Source organism: Actinobacillus pleuropneumoniae (genome assembly GCF_003290385.1).
In the GTDB taxonomy this organism is placed as follows: domain Bacteria; phylum Pseudomonadota; class Gammaproteobacteria; order Enterobacterales; family Pasteurellaceae; genus Actinobacillus; species Actinobacillus lignieresii.
In genome coordinates, this window is record NZ_CP030753.1 from 818,401 (window position 1) to 836,103 (window position 17,703).

Annotated in this window: 11 protein-coding genes and 1 riboswitch; of the genes, 2 read left to right on the forward strand and 9 right to left on the reverse strand. The window is 39.3% G+C overall.

The window, feature by feature from the left end; translation table 11 throughout:
* Positions 1 to 175 precede the first annotated feature (175 nt).
* The 6 genes from DRF63_RS03745 to ppx form a co-directional block, all read right to left on the reverse strand.
* Positions 176 to 3,049: an SNF2-related protein gene (locus DRF63_RS03745; RefSeq protein ID WP_005597056.1), complete on the reverse strand. Its 2,874-nt coding sequence runs from the start codon at positions 3,047 to 3,049 to the stop codon at positions 176 to 178.
* The gene (locus tag DRF63_RS03750; RefSeq protein ID WP_005597057.1) at positions 3,046 to 6,363 is read right to left on the reverse strand and encodes a DEAD/DEAH box helicase family protein; all 3,318 of its coding nucleotides are present in this window, start codon (positions 6,361 to 6,363) and stop codon (positions 3,046 to 3,048) included. Before DRF63_RS03750 ends, DRF63_RS03745 begins: the two co-directional genes overlap by 4 nt.
* A gap of 332 nt (positions 6,364 to 6,695) precedes the next feature.
* A complete protein-coding gene (locus DRF63_RS03755; protein ID WP_005597066.1) occupies positions 6,696 to 9,578 on the reverse strand; it encodes a site-specific DNA-methyltransferase in 2,883 nt (960 codons plus the stop codon).
* A 274-nt stretch (positions 9,579 to 9,852) separates the two neighbouring features.
* Positions 9,853 to 10,725, reverse strand: coding sequence for a MurR/RpiR family transcriptional regulator (locus DRF63_RS03765; protein ID WP_005597069.1), 873 nt, complete (start codon positions 10,723 to 10,725; stop codon positions 9,853 to 9,855).
* Between the two features lie 9 nt (positions 10,726 to 10,734).
* The gene (nanQ, locus tag DRF63_RS03770) at positions 10,735 to 11,202 is read right to left on the reverse strand and encodes an N-acetylneuraminate anomerase (protein WP_005597071.1); all 468 of its coding nucleotides are present in this window, start codon (positions 11,200 to 11,202) and stop codon (positions 10,735 to 10,737) included.
* A gap of 200 nt (positions 11,203 to 11,402) precedes the next feature.
* The gene (ppx, locus tag DRF63_RS03775; protein ID WP_005597073.1) at positions 11,403 to 12,911 is read right to left on the reverse strand and encodes an exopolyphosphatase; all 1,509 of its coding nucleotides are present in this window, start codon (positions 12,909 to 12,911) and stop codon (positions 11,403 to 11,405) included.
* 208 nt (positions 12,912 to 13,119) lie between these two features.
* On the opposite strand from ppx, the gene DRF63_RS03780 reads away from it, so the two are divergent.
* Both DRF63_RS03780 and lysC read left to right on the forward strand, forming a co-directional pair.
* Positions 13,120 to 13,455 (forward strand): DUF496 family protein, encoded by a 336-nt coding sequence (locus DRF63_RS03780; protein ID WP_005597075.1) that lies wholly within the window; start codon positions 13,120 to 13,122, stop codon positions 13,453 to 13,455.
* A 215-nt stretch (positions 13,456 to 13,670) separates the two neighbouring features.
* Positions 13,671 to 13,854: riboswitch (Lysine riboswitch) on the forward strand.
* Between the two features lie 96 nt (positions 13,855 to 13,950).
* On the forward strand, positions 13,951 to 15,303 hold the full coding sequence (gene lysC / locus DRF63_RS03785; protein WP_005597077.1) for a lysine-sensitive aspartokinase 3: 1,353 nt from the start codon (positions 13,951 to 13,953) through the stop codon (positions 15,301 to 15,303).
* Between the two features lie 125 nt (positions 15,304 to 15,428).
* Here lysC and nrdR read toward each other — a convergent pair whose 3' ends face one another.
* The 3 genes from nrdR to DRF63_RS03800 are packed head-to-tail and all read right to left on the reverse strand — an operon-like array spanning position 15,429 to position 17,618.
* Positions 15,429 to 15,878 (reverse strand): transcriptional regulator NrdR, encoded by a 450-nt coding sequence (nrdR, locus tag DRF63_RS03790; protein ID WP_005597079.1) that lies wholly within the window; start codon positions 15,876 to 15,878, stop codon positions 15,429 to 15,431.
* The gene (locus DRF63_RS03795; protein ID WP_192876864.1) at positions 15,878 to 16,165 is read right to left on the reverse strand and encodes a YcgL domain-containing protein; all 288 of its coding nucleotides are present in this window, start codon (positions 16,163 to 16,165) and stop codon (positions 15,878 to 15,880) included. Before DRF63_RS03795 ends, nrdR begins: the two co-directional genes overlap by 1 nt.
* Entirely contained in the window at positions 16,155 to 17,618 is a 1,464-nt protein-coding gene (locus DRF63_RS03800; RefSeq protein WP_005618968.1) for a replicative DNA helicase, read from the reverse strand. The genes DRF63_RS03795 and DRF63_RS03800 overlap by 11 nt, the downstream gene beginning before the upstream one ends.
* Between the last annotated feature and the right edge of the window lie 85 nt (positions 17,619 to 17,703).

Here is a 17,703-nt window from a genome sequence, read left to right on the forward strand (position 1 = left end):
TGTTTTTAAAAACTGATTTAGCCATTCTAGCGAAAATATTCGCTATTTTAAAAGTACTTTTTACGGAAAAACTTTTCTATCAATTATCACTTAACATGTTTAAATTTTTCTCTTTTTAAAGAAACTCCAAACATACTTCCTTTAGTACCTATTAAAAACTGATTATTTTACCTATTTATTTAACCTGCCAAAAAACCTCAAACACTAAACTTTCCTGCATTGTTTGATGAATTTTACCTTTTAACGCTTTCAACAGTTGTAATTCCTGTTCAGCAATTTCATCTTGTACATCGTCTAGCTCATTACGGGCTTTGCGAAGCTGTTTACGGAGTTTAGCCACTTCTTCTTGCAACTGAATTTGTTGCTCTATATCATCGGTTAGCACCAATTCTTTTTCTTTGCTACGCATCGCTTCTTTAAGTTCGCTAATTAAATCTTCTGCGGTTTGCATTTGATCTTTTGCCCAAGCGTTAATCCGTACAGTCTCTGCTTTTAGCAATGCATCATTTTCCGACTTAAGGCGAGCTTTTTCCAAATCAATCTGTTCTTTTACCAAATTTGCAAAAGCAAGCGGTGGACTTTTAGCAACGTTTTGCAAATCAGCCGAAAGTGAAAAGATCTTTTGTGCAAACTCTTTATCTAACGCATTACCTTGCTCGTCGCACACAGTAAAAACTAACGATTCTTGATTTTCAGCATTTGATTCCACGCTAATTTTATCTAAACGTAACCAGCCAGATGTACCTTGATATTGTTCTAACAAACTGATTTTTTCAGGAAAATTCGCATAATCAAAAACCAATGTCGCATTGGGCGTATAGGCATTTAATGCTTCATTGATACACCATTGCCCAAGAGGTTGGTTTAAGCGATATTCGTAACCTTGTAGGGTTGCTAGACGGTCTTTGCGTGGCAATAAATATCGTCCGAGTGGCACGCCGCCAAGCGGTGCATTTTCGAGTAAAAAATACCAATCCGTTTGATTAAACTGAGCTTTACCGTTTAAAGCAAATTGCGTTACGCCCCAAAACCACTGTTCCATTGCGTTTAAACGGTCTTCAGTCATCACTTTAAGTCGTTCCAATACTGACTGGTCAAAGCTCGAAACTAAGGCATTTTTGGTTTCTTGCACTCGCCCTTCAATTTCATCAGCAAATTGGGCTTGTAACTGATCAAATGCTGTCTGAATTTCGTTTTCCGTACGACAAGTGGCGTAGATATTCGCAATTTGATTTTCAATATCTACGCCAGACTCAATCCGCCCCAATACTTCATCAGAAGCCCCTAATACGCCTTGGAATAGCTTAAATTTTTCCGTAAGCAATTCCAAAACACGCTGATCGGCAACATTACGTTTGTTTAAGAAATTAATCACCACCACATCAAACTTTTGCCCATAACGGTGGCAACGACCGATTCGTTGCTCCACTCGCTGCGGATTCCAAGGTAAATCATAGTTAATCAACAACGAACAGAATTGCAGGTTTACCCCTTCGCTAGCGGCTTCAGTAGCAATCATAATTTGAGCTTTTTCTTTGAAATGCTCAATCAATGCCGAACGCTTATCCACTTCTGCCGAACCGGTGATTTTTGCCGTGCCTTGATAGCGAGCAAGCCAATCTTGGTAAATCGCCACCGAATTAGGATCGTTATTCGTGCCACTAAACAGCACCACATCATCGGCATAGCCATTTTGCGTTAAAAAATCAAACAAATATTTTTGTGTGCGGACTGATTCAGTGAAAATAATCGCTTTTTGGTTTGCCCCTAACTTATCCATTTCAGCAAAACCTGTTTGAAGTGCGGTCAATAAAGCGAGAATTTTGCTATCTTTTTGCAAACCTTCCGCCAAACGGATAAAATTTTCAATTTCGGCGATTTCAGTCTGTAATGCAGCTTGATTTAATTCATCACTCACAGATATTTCTGCGTTTTCAGCTTCTAATTCATCGGCTTCAACATCATCTGCGGTTAATTCTTCTCCATCAAATAAGGCTTCAATTTCGCTTAACGGCTCGTCTTGATTTTGCTCTAACTGCTGTAAATGTTGCAACCGTGCTAAAATTGCTTTTAACGTCCCAAGAACCGCTTGTGGGCTAGAGGCTAACAATTTTCGTAAAATCAAAGCAGTTAAATGTTTATGCCGTTTTGGTAAAGCGTAACTGCTTTCTTTGCGTAAAAATTCGGAGATTTGCTCATAAAGGGCAAATTCTGCCACTGTTGGCATAAATTCTTGGGTAATGGTTTTGCGTTCGGTATAACGCACATATTCCAACACATTTTTGCGTAGCGTCCGCTTAACAAAACTTGCCATTCTCGCTTTGAGTTCGGCGATATTGCCACGGCGGACAAATTCTTTTTGGAAAAATTTGCGGTCGCCAAAAATATGCTCATCAAGCAAGGTGGATAAACCATAAAGCTCCATCAGGCTATTTTGTAAAGGCGTTGCCGTCAGCAGTAATTTTTTCTTACTACCAAAGGCTTTACGCATCGCTTGCCCCATTTTGTTATCGGCTTTGTGAGCGTTACGCATTTTGTGAGCTTCATCAATAACGACTAAATCCCAATCAAACTGCTTGAATGTGGCTTGTTCCTTTGTAGCAAATTGGTGCGAAACAATCAGCACATTGTTGCTGATTTGTTCCTTGCAAAAATTAAACAGTTTTCCACCGCTTGTCTTTTTCATTGCTTGATTAACAACGATTTTATCCACCACCATCGTTGGCAAGCCAAACTTCTCGGCAAGCTCATTCGCCCACTGTTTACGCAAAATCGCGGGGCAAACAATCAACAAATTTCGCTTGCGTTCCGCCCATTTTTGGCAAAGCACCAAACCTGCTTCAATGGTTTTTCCCAAACCTACTTCATCAGCAAGCATTACACCTTCTTGCAACGGATTTTTAAGTGCAAATAATGCCGCATCAATTTGATGCGGATTTAAATCTACTTTGGCATCAAATAGCGATTGCGATAAACGGTTGTCGTCCGTACGGCGACAAGTGATTTCGTTGGCAAAATAACGGGCGTGATAAGGGGTAATTTTCATCATTGCATTTTCTCTAACATCTGCTGTAAATAGTTGTTTTCCATAAACAAAATATGTCGCTCGGCAAGTTCTTCTGCCGTTAAAGTCATATTTACCCAATCTTGCAATTTCGTAATCGATAGAATAAAGCTGTTGAGTACCAAATTCGGATCAGCGATTTTCGCTTCTAACGCTTTTACTTCTTGATACAACCCGAATTTTGGATCGTGCAAATCCATATTACGAATGCCTTTCGGATCAACAAAATTCAGCCATTGTTTGCCACTTGCGTGATCCACTACCCACAGCAAAAAGTCAGGATAGAAATTACCTGCCAAAGCAAAGCCCAAGCCTTTATCTTTTCGGTCAGCATTACGCATTAAATAGAGCGATTTTCCCCCGAGCCATTGTGCTAATTCGCCTGATTTTTCCGCTTGCATTAAGTCATCGATAAACTGCATTTCACTTTCTGCGGCAAGTGGTAACGGTGAAATTTTTATCGGCAAACCTGTTGATTTATCAAAGGAAAGTAGTGGATAAAACAAGTGACTGTTAAAACAAATCGCCTTAAATTCAGAAAGTAGCGACTGCCAATTCATCGCCTGCTCAATTTTTTTATCTCGAATTAAATCCGCTAATTCTTCAATTTTTTTGACCGCTTGTTCACGCTCATAAGGCAAGTTTTCTTCCTCGCCAAACAGCATTTTGTAAGTTTCAAAGAACGAACCGTTTTCTTCGGTAATTATCGCTGTTTCCATAAATTGCTGTTCATAGGCGTTTTTCAAACGGCGGTAAAATTGCTCGGTATATTCTTTTAACAACTGGAACAAAATATCCTGTTGCGTTTGAATATCGGCAAAACTGCGAATTTGCATCGCTGAATCTGGCACATAAAGCAAATACCAATCATCTCGACTTTCCACAAATTTACGTAACCCATCACGGCTAACACGCAAATTCGACCAAATGCGTTCCATTTTGTATTGCTGCAAATCCAAATAGAGCTTATCCCAATCAAACAAAGCAAAAATTTCTCGCTGAAATTTATTGCTTTGGCGTTCATCACTCTCGCTTTGGCGAACCGCCTTAGAACTTAGTGCTTCCAATCTTGGATACAGATCCAACACCGCCAAAATCGGCTTAATTTTGCCTTGAGCAAATTCAGGCAATTCATAAAGTTGCACCATTTCTTGGCGTTTAAAACCCATTTTTTGGTTATCTTTATAACCATCTTTTAAACGCAAGGTTTTCAACGCCACATTGGTCGGCAATTTTTTCTGCACAGGGAAATCCAACTGCAACACCTCATCAGGCACTTGAATACTTTCATTTTCCAAGTATTTACGAAATTCATCTATATAATTAGCTTTAATACCGAAAATATTGAGCGTTTCTAATTTATCCAATCCCAAGCCTTTTGGCATTTGATTGATAGGCGTTCTTCGCAACGAAAAATCACGCCCTTTCAAACGCACACCTCGTCCAAAAAGCTGAATAATTTGCGAACCCTCTCCTCTGCCCATATTAAGCAAGCCCATTGTCGAAACTCGCCAACTTGACCAACCTTCGGTAAATTTGCGAGAGCCGATAAGCAAGTTAAGTGTTGAGCTGTCTTGATTGATCGTGCCAAACAAGCCTTCTGAAAACTCGTCTTGTTGCACCGAAACATTATCTAATTTCACCGCACTTTTGAGTAATTCATTGCTGTCTCCCACATTAATCAGTGCAAAGCTCTTTTTTAGATCATTATCAATACTTAAGGCAATTTCACCACTGGCTTTTTTCAAATCATACAGATACAAATGCTGTGAACTGCCTGAATTAAACAACCTCTGCAAGATATCTTTATAAAGTCTGTCCAAATCGCCTTTAAAACTTGCCAATGGCAAAAAGCGGTGACGGAAAATCGCATTACCTTTACTATCCAAAAGTAATGGTTCATCACAAAGCAAATCATTGAGCCACGCCAAAATTTGCGGACGATTTTTACCATCTAAGAAATAGGCTAACTGCTCCACCACCGCCCAAATATCACTGTCTTCCTTATTTACCGTATTACCGACAAATACCCATAACGGCTTATGCAGATTGTAAGCGGTCAATTTTTCCTGATTTTTTGCAAAGAGATACAACTGCTGATAAAACGATAGCAAACTTGCCACAAAATACTTGCGGTCATTATCGGCAACACCATAATCGTCCGCTTTCATATTCAAAATGGAAAACTCTTTACCATAACCATCGGCATAGAAAAACTTATAGGAATAGTCAAACAGCACGCATTTGGCATAGGTTTCAAACACGGCTTTTTGCTTAGCTTCTTGTTTATCGGTAAAGCTAGTTGGGATTTTTTGCACATCAGCTTTTTTGCTTATGCCATTTGCTTTACCGATTTTTTTCTGAATATCAAACAGGCAATCTTTTACCGTTTTGCCATCTTTCACCGCCTGCCCGAACGTTGCCGAATACTCAAAGGCAAAACCATCGCCAATCAATTTTTGACGTCGAGCTAACCACTGATCGCCCGAAGAACCACGATGTCCTTCGTCCACCAATACCAATTTGTTTAAATCCAAAAAGCGATCGACCGCCACCGTCAATTCGCCATCTTTATCTGCCAGTTTGTTGATATCCATAATTTGAATATCATTAAACAAGCCCGTGCCTTGGAACGGTTTATTTTTATCAAACAAATTGGCTGGCAAATTTGAAGCAGAAAACTCCGCCAAATGCTGTTGGGAAAGCCCATCATTCGGTGTAATAACAAATACGGTTAAATCTTTATTTTTTTGATAATGCTGATATTGCAAAATATTAACGTGCATTAACAAAGTTTTACCGCTACCTGTGGCATTCCAAAATGCCAATTTATTTAAATCGCTTAATTCATACAAATCAAAATTAGGAAAATTTTTATCATTGTCTTTGAGTAAAGCCAGCTGTTCATTTAATTGATTTAATAATTCATTCGGGCGGTTAAAATAAAAATCCAAATAAATTTCGGTAAATAACAGAGAAAGATATTGGAAGTATTTAAGGTTTAAAATATGCCCTTCAGCTTTATTACGATTTTCAGTAATTTGTTGCCAATGTTTGACGATATTTAAATCATAACGGCGTAAATCGTTTGCCGAGATTAAGTCCGTTTGAAATAACTGCCCACCTGTCAGTTCGTGGAAAAATTTTGCCTGCCCGTCATTATCAATGCCTTCAAAACGGTCATCGCCCAAACGCTGTTTGAATTTTTCAAGGTTATCTTGATTGAATAATGACAACAAATAGCGGTTTAAAATTAGGTTATCGTGGAAAGTGCGTTTCATTTTTTGTCCTTTTAACATCGTTACAAATCTCCCCCTGCCCCTCTTTACTAAAGAGGGGGGCGATCTTGATAAAGAATAGAGATCTCCAATTTTTTACAACACCATTTCCTTCTTTAGTAAATAGAAGGAGGGATCTTGATGAAGAATAGAGATCTACAATTTTTCACAAAGCTATTTCCCTCTTTAGTAAAGAAGGAGGTAATCTTGATAAAGAATAGAGACCTCCAACTTTTTACAACACCATTTCCTTCTTTAGTAAATAGAAGGGGGGATCTTGATGAAGAATAGAGATCTACAATTTTTCACAAATCTATTCCCCTCTTTAGTAAAGAGGGGTTAGGGGAGATTTGTCATTCAAACATCCGTTGTAAAAACTCTGCTTCAATCGACCGCACTTTCAGCGTTTTTACGCTTTCATCATTGCCTGCAAAAACGGTCGGCACATTGTGATCACCATTGATATAAACCACATCAAATTCGCTGTCTTGCGGGTTAATATCTCGGCTGTCCAAATAGCGATTGAGTTTGTCATAATCGTATTTTTCGCAATCACGCCAAATTACCAACGCATTTTCACCGCTTGCATTCGTGCCTTGCACTGTTACCAAACCATTTTCACGCTTGTCGTTAATTTCACTCACTCGTAAGCCAATCAAATAGTTAAAGGTTTCCACCAAATCAATGGTTTTCGTCTCATATGCTCCCGCAGACGTGGTAGCGATATTGAGCTGATAATCAAACGGTTTGGTGAAATGTTGCGTATTGAGCAAACTCTCACGGCTTTCCACGTCTAGCATATAGTGCAATAAATAGTCGTTTTGCACCGTCTCTGATAAGCCCATATCCGCCAAATCTTGTACAGGTTTGCGTAACTCTAGATTATTGAGTGTGTCTTCGTAGCTTTCCAGTTTTAGCACTTTGACAATTTGCGATACGCCACCAAACGCCCCATTGTCCACTTGCGGTTTGCCGTCTTTCCACTCTTTAGCGAAAATCACTTTTTGCACGCGTGGTTTTAGCACCGTATCAAAATACTCGCCTTGCTCCACCAAAATATATTTACGGTTGCCATTATCTTCTCGGTTAAGGTTGATAACAGCGTGGGCAGTTGTGCCAGAGCCTGCGAAATAGTCGAGAACAAAATTATCTTCATTGCTACCTAATTGAGCGGAAACAATTTCCTTAACTGTATGTATAGATTTCGGATAAGAGAAATTTTTTGCGTCTTCAACACCTAAAACGGCTTGAAGAACTTTTGTTCCATATTCACTTGCATCATACTTAGGATCAATCCAAAGACTTCGCATTACACCAGTATCTTTATTAAAAATAATTTGAATACTACTTCTGCCCGATTTTGCTTCTAATTTATCTAAAATTTTTTCCACTGATTGTCGTGCATATCGCCATTTTTTTTCATTCCCATCTTCATTCAATGGATAAATCGCTATCACGCCATCATCTAATAGAACATTGGCTGTTTTAGGGTGAAAATCATCATCAGGAATATCACCAATTCCGATAATTTTTCCATCTTTAACATAAAATGGATAAAAACAATTTTTCGCATCAGTTCTGTCTGATTCAGTACCACTATCTCGTAAATTTCTAGAATCAATTTCAGCTCGTTTTACATCAGCAATATATTTTTCGCTATCTGTTGGATATATCAAATAAAAGTATTCGTGAACATACGATATATTTTTGCCTTGTTGTCCTCTTGGATTATGGACTATCGGCAATGCAACTTTTGTCCAATCAGTAAAGGTTAGACTTAATAATTGCCCCAATAATTCTTGTTCAACTTCATCAATAGCAACAGCTTGAGAGGATTCTCTTGCCAAAAGATTTTTACCAAGTTCTATTCTGTTACTCATAAGCGATAACCAAGCAGAATGTTTAAAGGTATTTTTATATAAAATTTCCGAAGAATTAGCGTTATACGGCGGATCAATATAAATACATTTCACTTGTTCTTTATATCTTTCTTGCAATAAATTTAAGGCCTGGAAATTATCAGAGTGAATTAGCAAGCCGCCTGTTTTATCGTCCAAATGCTCAATTTCACCCAATACTTCGGCTTGAAATTTCGGTTCAAATAAAGACGTATCCACCACCAAGTGCGGATAATTTTGGCAAATTTCTGTCGCATTTTTACCACTTGTATCCACGTTAAACAAGGCTTGCCATTGGGCGGTTTGTTTTGGATTATTTAATGCCGTCTGTATTTGCTCTTCATTTAAATAATCAAGCGTAATCAGATAATGACAACCTGCGACAAATTTCTTTTTCAGCCATAATTTCTTTTGAAAATCTTCTAACTGGGCTAAAAAGGCGATAATTTCTTTTGCCACCGTTTTTAAGGTTTTAATGGTTTGTAAGTTTTGCTCAATATGAGAAAAATCAGTGCTGTCTTGAATGTTATCCAAGTTCATCACTTCATTTTTGATATAAAAATCAAGCTCTTGATTTAAAAACTTGCCGAGATTTTTGTGAATAAAATAATCAGCGGTATTTTTAGCGGTGTAATCAGTGAGATATTTTTCCAACAAGGTGCGAGTTTTGTTTTTCTCTGTTGGCATTGGTTTTAAAATATCCAAAAATTCATCACTAATGGCAAAAGTTTTTATTTTTTCCACCGCTTGCGTGATGTAATCCGCCTGTTTTTCTTTTTTGTTTACCACGTTGTATTCAAAACGAATGGTGAGTAAATCGCCTTGAATATCAAATGGCAAAATATCGGTTTGGATTTCATCGCCGTTTTCATCTGTGGCGGTTTGAATGCGTGGCTCAATCAACGCAAACACTCGGGTCTGGTCGTTATCTTTGCGGTTGTCTTTTGCTGTGTCGGCTTCTACAAGGCGGAATTGTACTTTTTTGCCGTTTTCCAACGTAAACGCGTAATTACTGAAATTTTCGCCCGATTTGGTGTAATACTGGTCTTTATTTGCCCAATGGAGCATGACTTCTTCGCCTGCGTAAGGAATAGCGTAGGTGTCGCCTTTATAACGGCGTTGGCTGATAAAATCGCCTTGGTCGTAATAGCGTGAAAAGAAAGTATAGAGATGATTGTAAACGCTGTTTGCCTGTTCAAAATTGCCATTAAATGCACCATTGATTTTGTTTGGTAACGTGCGAGTTAAGAACTGCTGAATTTCGTTTTGGCGAGAATTGAGAATGCGATAAATACCGAAATCTAAATCCGGCTGATTGATTTGAAAAATTTCTTGCAATTTAGTGATAAGTTGTGCATGTGCTGTGCTGTGCTGTGCTGTGCTGTGCTGTGCTGTGCTGTGCTGTGCTGTGCTGTGCTGTGCTGTCATTAGGATGATCCTTTGAAAATGAATGTCAAGTGAATTTTACTAAAATCAGCACCGCTTATAAATAAAAATCCTTGTAATTGATAAAAATTACAAGGATTTTAATAGAATTTAGTTAAGTGGTCTTTGTGAAATCACTACATAATATCAAAAATTTCTGCAAATTCGACCGCTTGTAATTTATCGATTATCGACCGTGAACGCGTTGTTCTAAGATTACGTCTAAAGTTTTTTGTTTTTGCTGAATCGATTTTTCCGGCTCCGCTTTAACCAAAAGCGAGTAAATCAGATCAAGTACAAACAATTGCGCCATTTTGGTCCCGATCGAATCTCCTTGCATATGACCTTGTCGATTACCGTTAATCAACACATAATCCGCCACATTGGTAATCGGCGAACGAATATGATGAGTAATCGCAATGGTTTTCGCATGATTTTTTCGTGCGATTTTCAACGCACTGATTACCTCGTCGGAATAACCGGAATGGCTGATACCAATCACAACATCGCCTTCACGTAGCAATGATGCCTGCATATACATAAAGTGGTTATTGGTAACCGCATCGGTTTGTAAGCCGATACGCATCAATTTATGTTTGGCATCTTCTGCGGTAAGCCCCGACGATCCGACACCGAATAAGAAAATACGTTGCGCTTTTTGTAATTCCTCAACCACATATTCCAACTCTTGGAAATCCAATAGATTGATTGTTTCCGCAATCACATTATTTAAACTGCTTTGCAATTTAACCGCAATTTCTTTCGGTGTATCGCTTTCCGATACATCCGTATCAAAAATGGAATTACTGCGTTTTTCTTGCGTGGCTAATTCGATGGCCAAATCCAGTTTAAAATCGGTATAGCCTTTAAAACCCAGCGTTCTACAAAATCGAATAAAGGTAGCTTCACCGACATCCAATTGCTTGGCAACCTCAGAAAGAGAATTCTGACTTAAAATTTCAGGCTGAGCCAAAATCGCCGATGCGATTTTCTTTTCCGTTTTGGTCAGGCTGGTTTGTAACGCACCGATTGTATCTAATATTTTACCTCGAGCAGACATTTGCGCCTCCTATAGATAACTCACAGGTACTTTCACCACAAGTTTTTTAAGTAATTTATTTTGTCCGCCTACCGCATTTCCCGGTTTATGCGGTTCGTAAGGAAGAAAGATCGCAAACATATTCGGTTGTAAAATCAACTCGTTTTTATGTTCGATTTTATCGGTAAGTTGATAGTCGTCTTCATCTCGATATTCGTCATACAGTGCTAAATCAGGCTCGCTCAAACCATATTCAATCATTTCTTCCCCTGAGATAAGTAATTGAATATCAATAAATTTACGGTGCATTTCGGCTTTTTTCTCTTCCGCCGGCGAGGTTTCGAACTCCATCACGTTCATACGAACACCCTCTTCAAGATCCTGCCAACCTAAGGGAAGATTAACTAAATCTAAATTTTTAAGTTTTTCACATAAACGCGCAAAAACAGGGGGTAACGATTTCGCATAATCCGCACGAGATAAATCACCTAATAACATATTAACAGTCCTTACCTTAAATTAACTATTACATAGATTGCCGTATCAATTCAGCAAACACTCCATAAATGAAGATATACTCCAATAATAGTAGGTTAAAGACTTATCTTAGAAATAACAAGGAAGAAAAGGGAAAAATGAGAACTAGATCAAAATTTTATAAAACGCGAGGCATAAATATTTATGCCTCTTTGACAGGACTAACCCACATTGAGTACTAAGCCTAGCGAAGACAAATATTTTTTTTCTTCTTCTAAGTCTGCCAGAACGAGAGGATTTTTAGCTAAAAAACCCGAATCGAACGAGAGAAACCATTCGTTATTATCAATATGCAAGTTTAAGATTTTAGAGGTTACCGTCGCTTGACGAGAACGATTAAGTAAAACGGCCAATCTGAATAATCTTAGTAAGGTAAGAATATCGCGATGCTGATAACGATTGGTACTACGAATATCGCTACGTTTGAAACCTTTAAGATGAAAGCGCATTAAGGTTGCTAATAAATTCTGCTGTTCAAAATCGAATCCGGGTAAGTCTCGATTCGCAATAATATAAGCGGAATGTCTATTAACGCCGTTATGATTGATGACGATCCCGATTTCATGCAACAAACTCGCCCATTTCAGCATACTCGACAATTCCGCCGTTTGGCGACGGTTACGCCAACTTTTCACTTGCTCGAATAATTCCAATGCCGTATGTTCTACTCGATTCGCCTGTTGCTGATCAATATTAAACTGCTCCGCCAATGCTTCTGCAGTACGCTGTCTAATATCGCCGACTTGAAAACTTTTCTCTAACCCGTACATCACGCCTTCTCGCAAAGCTCCGTCGGAATAACGCATCGATTCGATTCTGAAAGTATGGAAAAGCGCGAGCAAAATAGCTAATCCGGGAACTAAAACGTCGGCTCGTTCCTCAAGTAAACCCTTCATCTGGATGCTATTTAACGAATTAAAACGTAAACAGTCGTCGATTAAAGCCTGTAAACGTTCTTCTGTAATTAATCCGTCACGGTAACCGTTCGCAATTAAAACTTTTTGAACGGTTTTTATCGTACCTGACGAACCTAAAACGTGTTGCCAACCGAGCTGACGATATTCCCAAGCCAAATCTTCAATTTTTTCCATTGCAAGTTGATAAGCGCTGTCAAAACGTTCAATGTTTAACTCGCCCTTTGCAAAAAATCGTTTGGCAAAGCTCACGCATCCCATATGACGGCTCTCGGCACGTAACGGCGTAAAATTATCGCCAATCGTCATTTCCGTCGAACCGCCGCCGATATCCACCACAAACTTTCGTCCGCGTTCAGGTTGAGTATGACTGACCCCGGAATAAATTAAACGCGCTTCTTCTTGCCCCGAAATGATTTGAATAGGGAACGGAAATACTTCAGCCGCTTGTGTTAAAAAGTCTTCATTATTAATCGCCCGACGCAAAGTATAAGTCCCGACCACCTTCACGTTTTCCGCAGAAAATCCTTGCAAACGATCGGCAAATAACGCTAAACATTCTACGCCTCTTGTAATCGCTTCTTGACTCAAAATACGATTTTCATCTAAACCGTCCGCCAAGCGAACTCGACGCTTCAAGCGTGAAAGTATTTGGATTGAACCGTTTACAATGCGTGCCACAATCATATGAAAGCTGTTCGATCCCAAATCGATCGCAGCAAACTCTCTCGGCATTAATTGTTTAGACGACGACATAAAAATATCCTTATAAACAAACGATGAAGATAAATATTAAGATTCTATCATTTTTACTACGAATCGATAGAAAATTTCTTCATTAATTTGACGGTATCGTTGTTTCTTTGAACAAATAAATAAAGTGGAATAAAACATTTTGACGAATCAAATTAAAAAGTCTAGGATTCGATTAGTTTTAATATTTACTAACCAAGAGGATCTTCAAATGGCTGATGTTAAAAAACAATCTTTCCAAGATATGTTGGATTATGTTCATCTATACCGTTTAAAAAACAAACTCCATCGTGAAACGGCGGACAATGATCGCAAAATTCGCGATAACCAAAAACGCGTATTACTTTTAGATAACTTGAATCAATATATTAGCGATTCGATGACGGTGGAAGACATTCGTGCCATTATTGCGAATATGCGTGACGATTATGAAAATCGTGTGGACGACTATATGATTCGCAATGCCGAACTTTCAAAACAACGCCGTGAAATCCGCCAAAAAATGGCGGCGCATAAAACGGCAGCATCGGAAAAAAATGAAAAATAATTAATCTCCCTTATCGAGGTCGGAAACATTTAATTTTTTTATAAAGCCGAATTAAAGATCCGACCTCTTTTATTTTCAAGCCTAATTCTTCTCAAATTAGCCCAATCCTTAAGCATTCTTATCATTCCGAATAAATATCGTTTGACACATTTATAAGAAAAAGGTATTTCTATACACGCTTTCCGTACTATTACGGAAGGAAGTAATGATTTTATCATTGCGGGAGAGGCGCAACACTCAGGCAGTTTAATCCAAGGCAACTAGGGCCGTTTGAGGATTAAATGATGGGAGTGCTTGCCGAGGTGTGAATTCACTAGACTGGAATGAACATCGGCTGAGTCAGGTTGAATCCTATCAGCTGTCATTTAACGTAAGTTTAAATGGAGTGCTCTGATTAATTGGTTCTTAAATCAAACCGCCTAATCTACTCAATTTCCTTTCGAATATCCACTACACATATCATCTATTATTTTTGATTTATAGGAAATTCTTATTATGTCTCATCTTTCGGTTGCAAAATTCGGTGGAACCAGTGTAGCAAATTTCGACGCAATGACATCTTGTGCGAATATCGTAACATCAGATGCCAATACGCGTGTTGTCGTACTTTCTGCGTCTGCAGGCGTAACTAATTATTTAGTAGAATTAGCGAACGGTTGTGAAAAAGAACGTCGTGAAGAAATCTTGGATGCGGTACGTACCATTCAATACAACATCATTGAAAAATTACAAAATCAAAGTGAAGTTTCCGCTGAAATCGACGAATTATTACAACATATCGCCGCATTAGCGGAATCTGCAAGTCTTGCTACATCCAACGCTTTAACCGATGAATTAATCTGTCACGGTGAAATGATGTCCACTAAAATTTTTACTCAGTTGCTAAAAGAACGTAATTTCCCGGCAGTATGGGTAGATGTGCGTGACATTGTCGCGACAAATAGCAATTATGGCAAAGCCGCACCAAATGACGAAAAAACGCAACAGCAATCCGATGCGATTATTAAACCGCTAATTGCAGCAGGTAATGTCGTGATTACTCAAGGTTTTATCGGTCGAGATGATGAGGGTAAAACGACCACTTTAGGTCGTGGCGGCTCGGATTACTCTGCGGCATTATTAGCGGAAGTGCTAAATGCGAATGACGTATTAATTTGGACGGACGTACCGGGTATTTATACAACCGATCCGCGTGTCGTACCAAATGCACAGCGTATTGATACCATGGCATTTAACGAAGCGGCGGAAATGGCGACTTTCGGTGCAAAAGTGCTACACCCTGCAACTTTATTACCTGCCGTACGCAGTAACATTCCTGTTTATGTCGGCTCAAGCAAAGCACCGGAACAAGGCGGTACTTGGGTAACGCGTGATCCGCAACCGCGCCCGACGTTCCGTGCAATTGCGTTACGTCGTAACCAAACATTATTAACGCTATCCAGCCTTTCAATGCTTCACGCGCAAGGCTTTTTAGCTAACGTATTCGCTATTCTGGCAAAACACAAAATTTCGGTAGATGTAATTACTACATCGGAAGTCAGCGTAGCATTAACTTTGGATAAAACCGGTTCGGCATCATCCGGTGCGGATATGTTATCAAAAGAATTACTGGACGAATTAAACGCTTATTGCCACGTACAAGTGGAACACGATTTAGCGTTAATCGCAATTATCGGTAATAATTTACATACGCAAGCCGGTGTGGCTAAACAGTTATTCCATACGATTGAGAATTTCAATATTCGCTTAATTAGCTACGGCGCAAGCACAAACAACGTTTGTACGCTTATTAAAAATGACGAAGCGGACGAAGTGGTTCGCGCACTTCACGCCGGACTATTTGAATAAACGTAAACTCCAAATATAAACAAGCGGTTGATTTTTGTAAAAATTTAACAAAAATCAACCGCTTGCATTTCGATAGAAGCGCTAAAAGAGACGACTAAAATACCGTCGTATGCTCTTAATATTCTCTATTCTCTTAACTTCTCAATTTCTTTGGTAAACTCTTCAATATCATCAAAGCTAAGATATACCGAAGCAAATCGAATATAGGCAACCTTATCCAATTGCTTTAGCGCATCCATAGCAAGGCTACCGACTAATTTACTCGGCACTTCTCGCTCGCCGGTGGACTGCAATTGAATAATAATCTTACTGATTGCTTTTTCTAAGTCATCCGCACTGACCGGACGTTTTTCTAAAGCCCGACTTAAGCTGACTCTTAATTTATTCGCATCAAAAGGCACTCGATTGCCGTTATTTTTAATCACATAAGGCACAACTAATTCCGCCGATTCAAATGTCGTAAAACGTTCTTTACAGCTCGTACATTCACGACGACGGCGAATCTGATAACCGTCTGCGGCAAGGCGGGAATCGACGACTTTGGTTTCCTCTGCGGCACAAAACGGACAACGCATTATGCTTCTCCTCTATTTTGCTCGAGAAAGGCCTTTAACAGATTTTCCGGCGGAGGCGGCATCTGTAGGAAAAAGCCTTGTGTTTCGATCGCTTGCAAAACTTCTTCATTTTTTGACCGCTTGAGCTGCTTTTCACCGTTTAAATTAAAAAGCATCACAAATTGCGGTTTACCGAACATTTGACGTAACGCTTCCGGAACATTGTCAAATTGGTCTCGTTTTGCCACATACAGAAACATTCCTTCTCTTTTCGGGCTTTTATAAATCGCACAGAGATTAGTACTCATCGTCATAGGCTCCGCCTGTATAGTTATCAAATCTTGAATATTGTCCTTGGAAAGTTAAACGCACTCGTCCAATCGGACCGTTACGCTGCTTACCGATAATAATTTCGGCAATACCTTTTAAATCGGAATTATCGTTATACACTTCATCACGATAAATAAACATAATTAAGTCCGCATCTTGCTCGATAGAGCCGGATTCACGTAAATCCGAGTTTACCGGTCGTTTATCGGCACGTTGTTCCAAACTTCGGTTTAATTGAGAAAGTGCCACAACCGGCACTTGTAATTCTTTCGCTAACGCTTTCAGAGATCGGGAAATCTCGGCAATCTCTAGGGTTCGGTTATCGGAAAACGCCGGCGCACGCATTAACTGCAAATAATCCACCATGATCATACTTAGCCCGCCGTTCTCACGATATACACGTCTTGCACGAGAACGTAATTCGGTCGGCGTTAAGCCGGAACTGTCGTCAATATAGATATTTTTGCGCTCTTGCAAGATTGCCATCGTACTGGATATTTTCGCCCAATCTTCATCGTCATGAATTTGTCCGGTTCGGATCTTGGTTTGATCCACGCGAGAAAGCGAAGCCAACATACGCATCATAATTTGGTCCGCCGGCATCTCAAGACTGAAAATTAATACCGGTTTCGCCGGCTTTTTGCGAGGATTACCGTATTCGTCCAAATCATTCGGATCTTCTACATCCAGTAACGAAGCATTTTCACATAAGTTCATCGCAAACGTAGTTTTACCCATAGACGGACGCGCCGCAACGATAATTAAATCCGACGGCTGTAAACCTGCGGTTTTTTTATTTAAATCGAGGAAACCGGTTGAAACTCCCGTTACTCCGCCGTTATGACGATTTTTAGAAAGCATTTCGATACGAGCAAGCGTATTAATTAAAATATCATCAATCTTTTGCGGGCCTTCATTCGCCGAATTGCGTTTCTCTGCAATTTCAAACACAATTCGCTCGGCTTCATCCAACACGTCTTTTGAACTTCTGCCTTTGGTATGATAGGCCATTTCCGCAATTTGATTACCGGCCGAAATCACCCCTCGCAGATCCGAACGGTCACGGACAATATCGGCATAAGCAAGAATATTCGCCGCACTCGGCGTGTTCTTAGATAACTCTGCCAAATAGGCAAAACCGCCTACATCTTGTAGTACGCCTTTATCTTTCAACGCTTGATCTAACGTAATAATATCAATCGGTTGATTATGACGTACCAACTCCACCATTTGCTCGAAAATAGTACGATGTGCATAGTTATAAAAATCACCGGCTTGAATACGTTCGGAAACGTTATCCCAATGTTCGTTATTGAGCATAATACCGCCTAATACGGCTTGTTCCGCTTCGATAGAGTGAGGAGCAATCGCAATTTGTTCCACTTGCTTGTCCCTTGAATTCTCTTTATTAGTTGGCGTGTATTCAGGCATATTCATACTCTTTCAGTTAGTGATATAAGTAATTAGTTTAACGGAATTTTGCATAAATTGAAATTTGCAAATGTTCAGTGAAAAT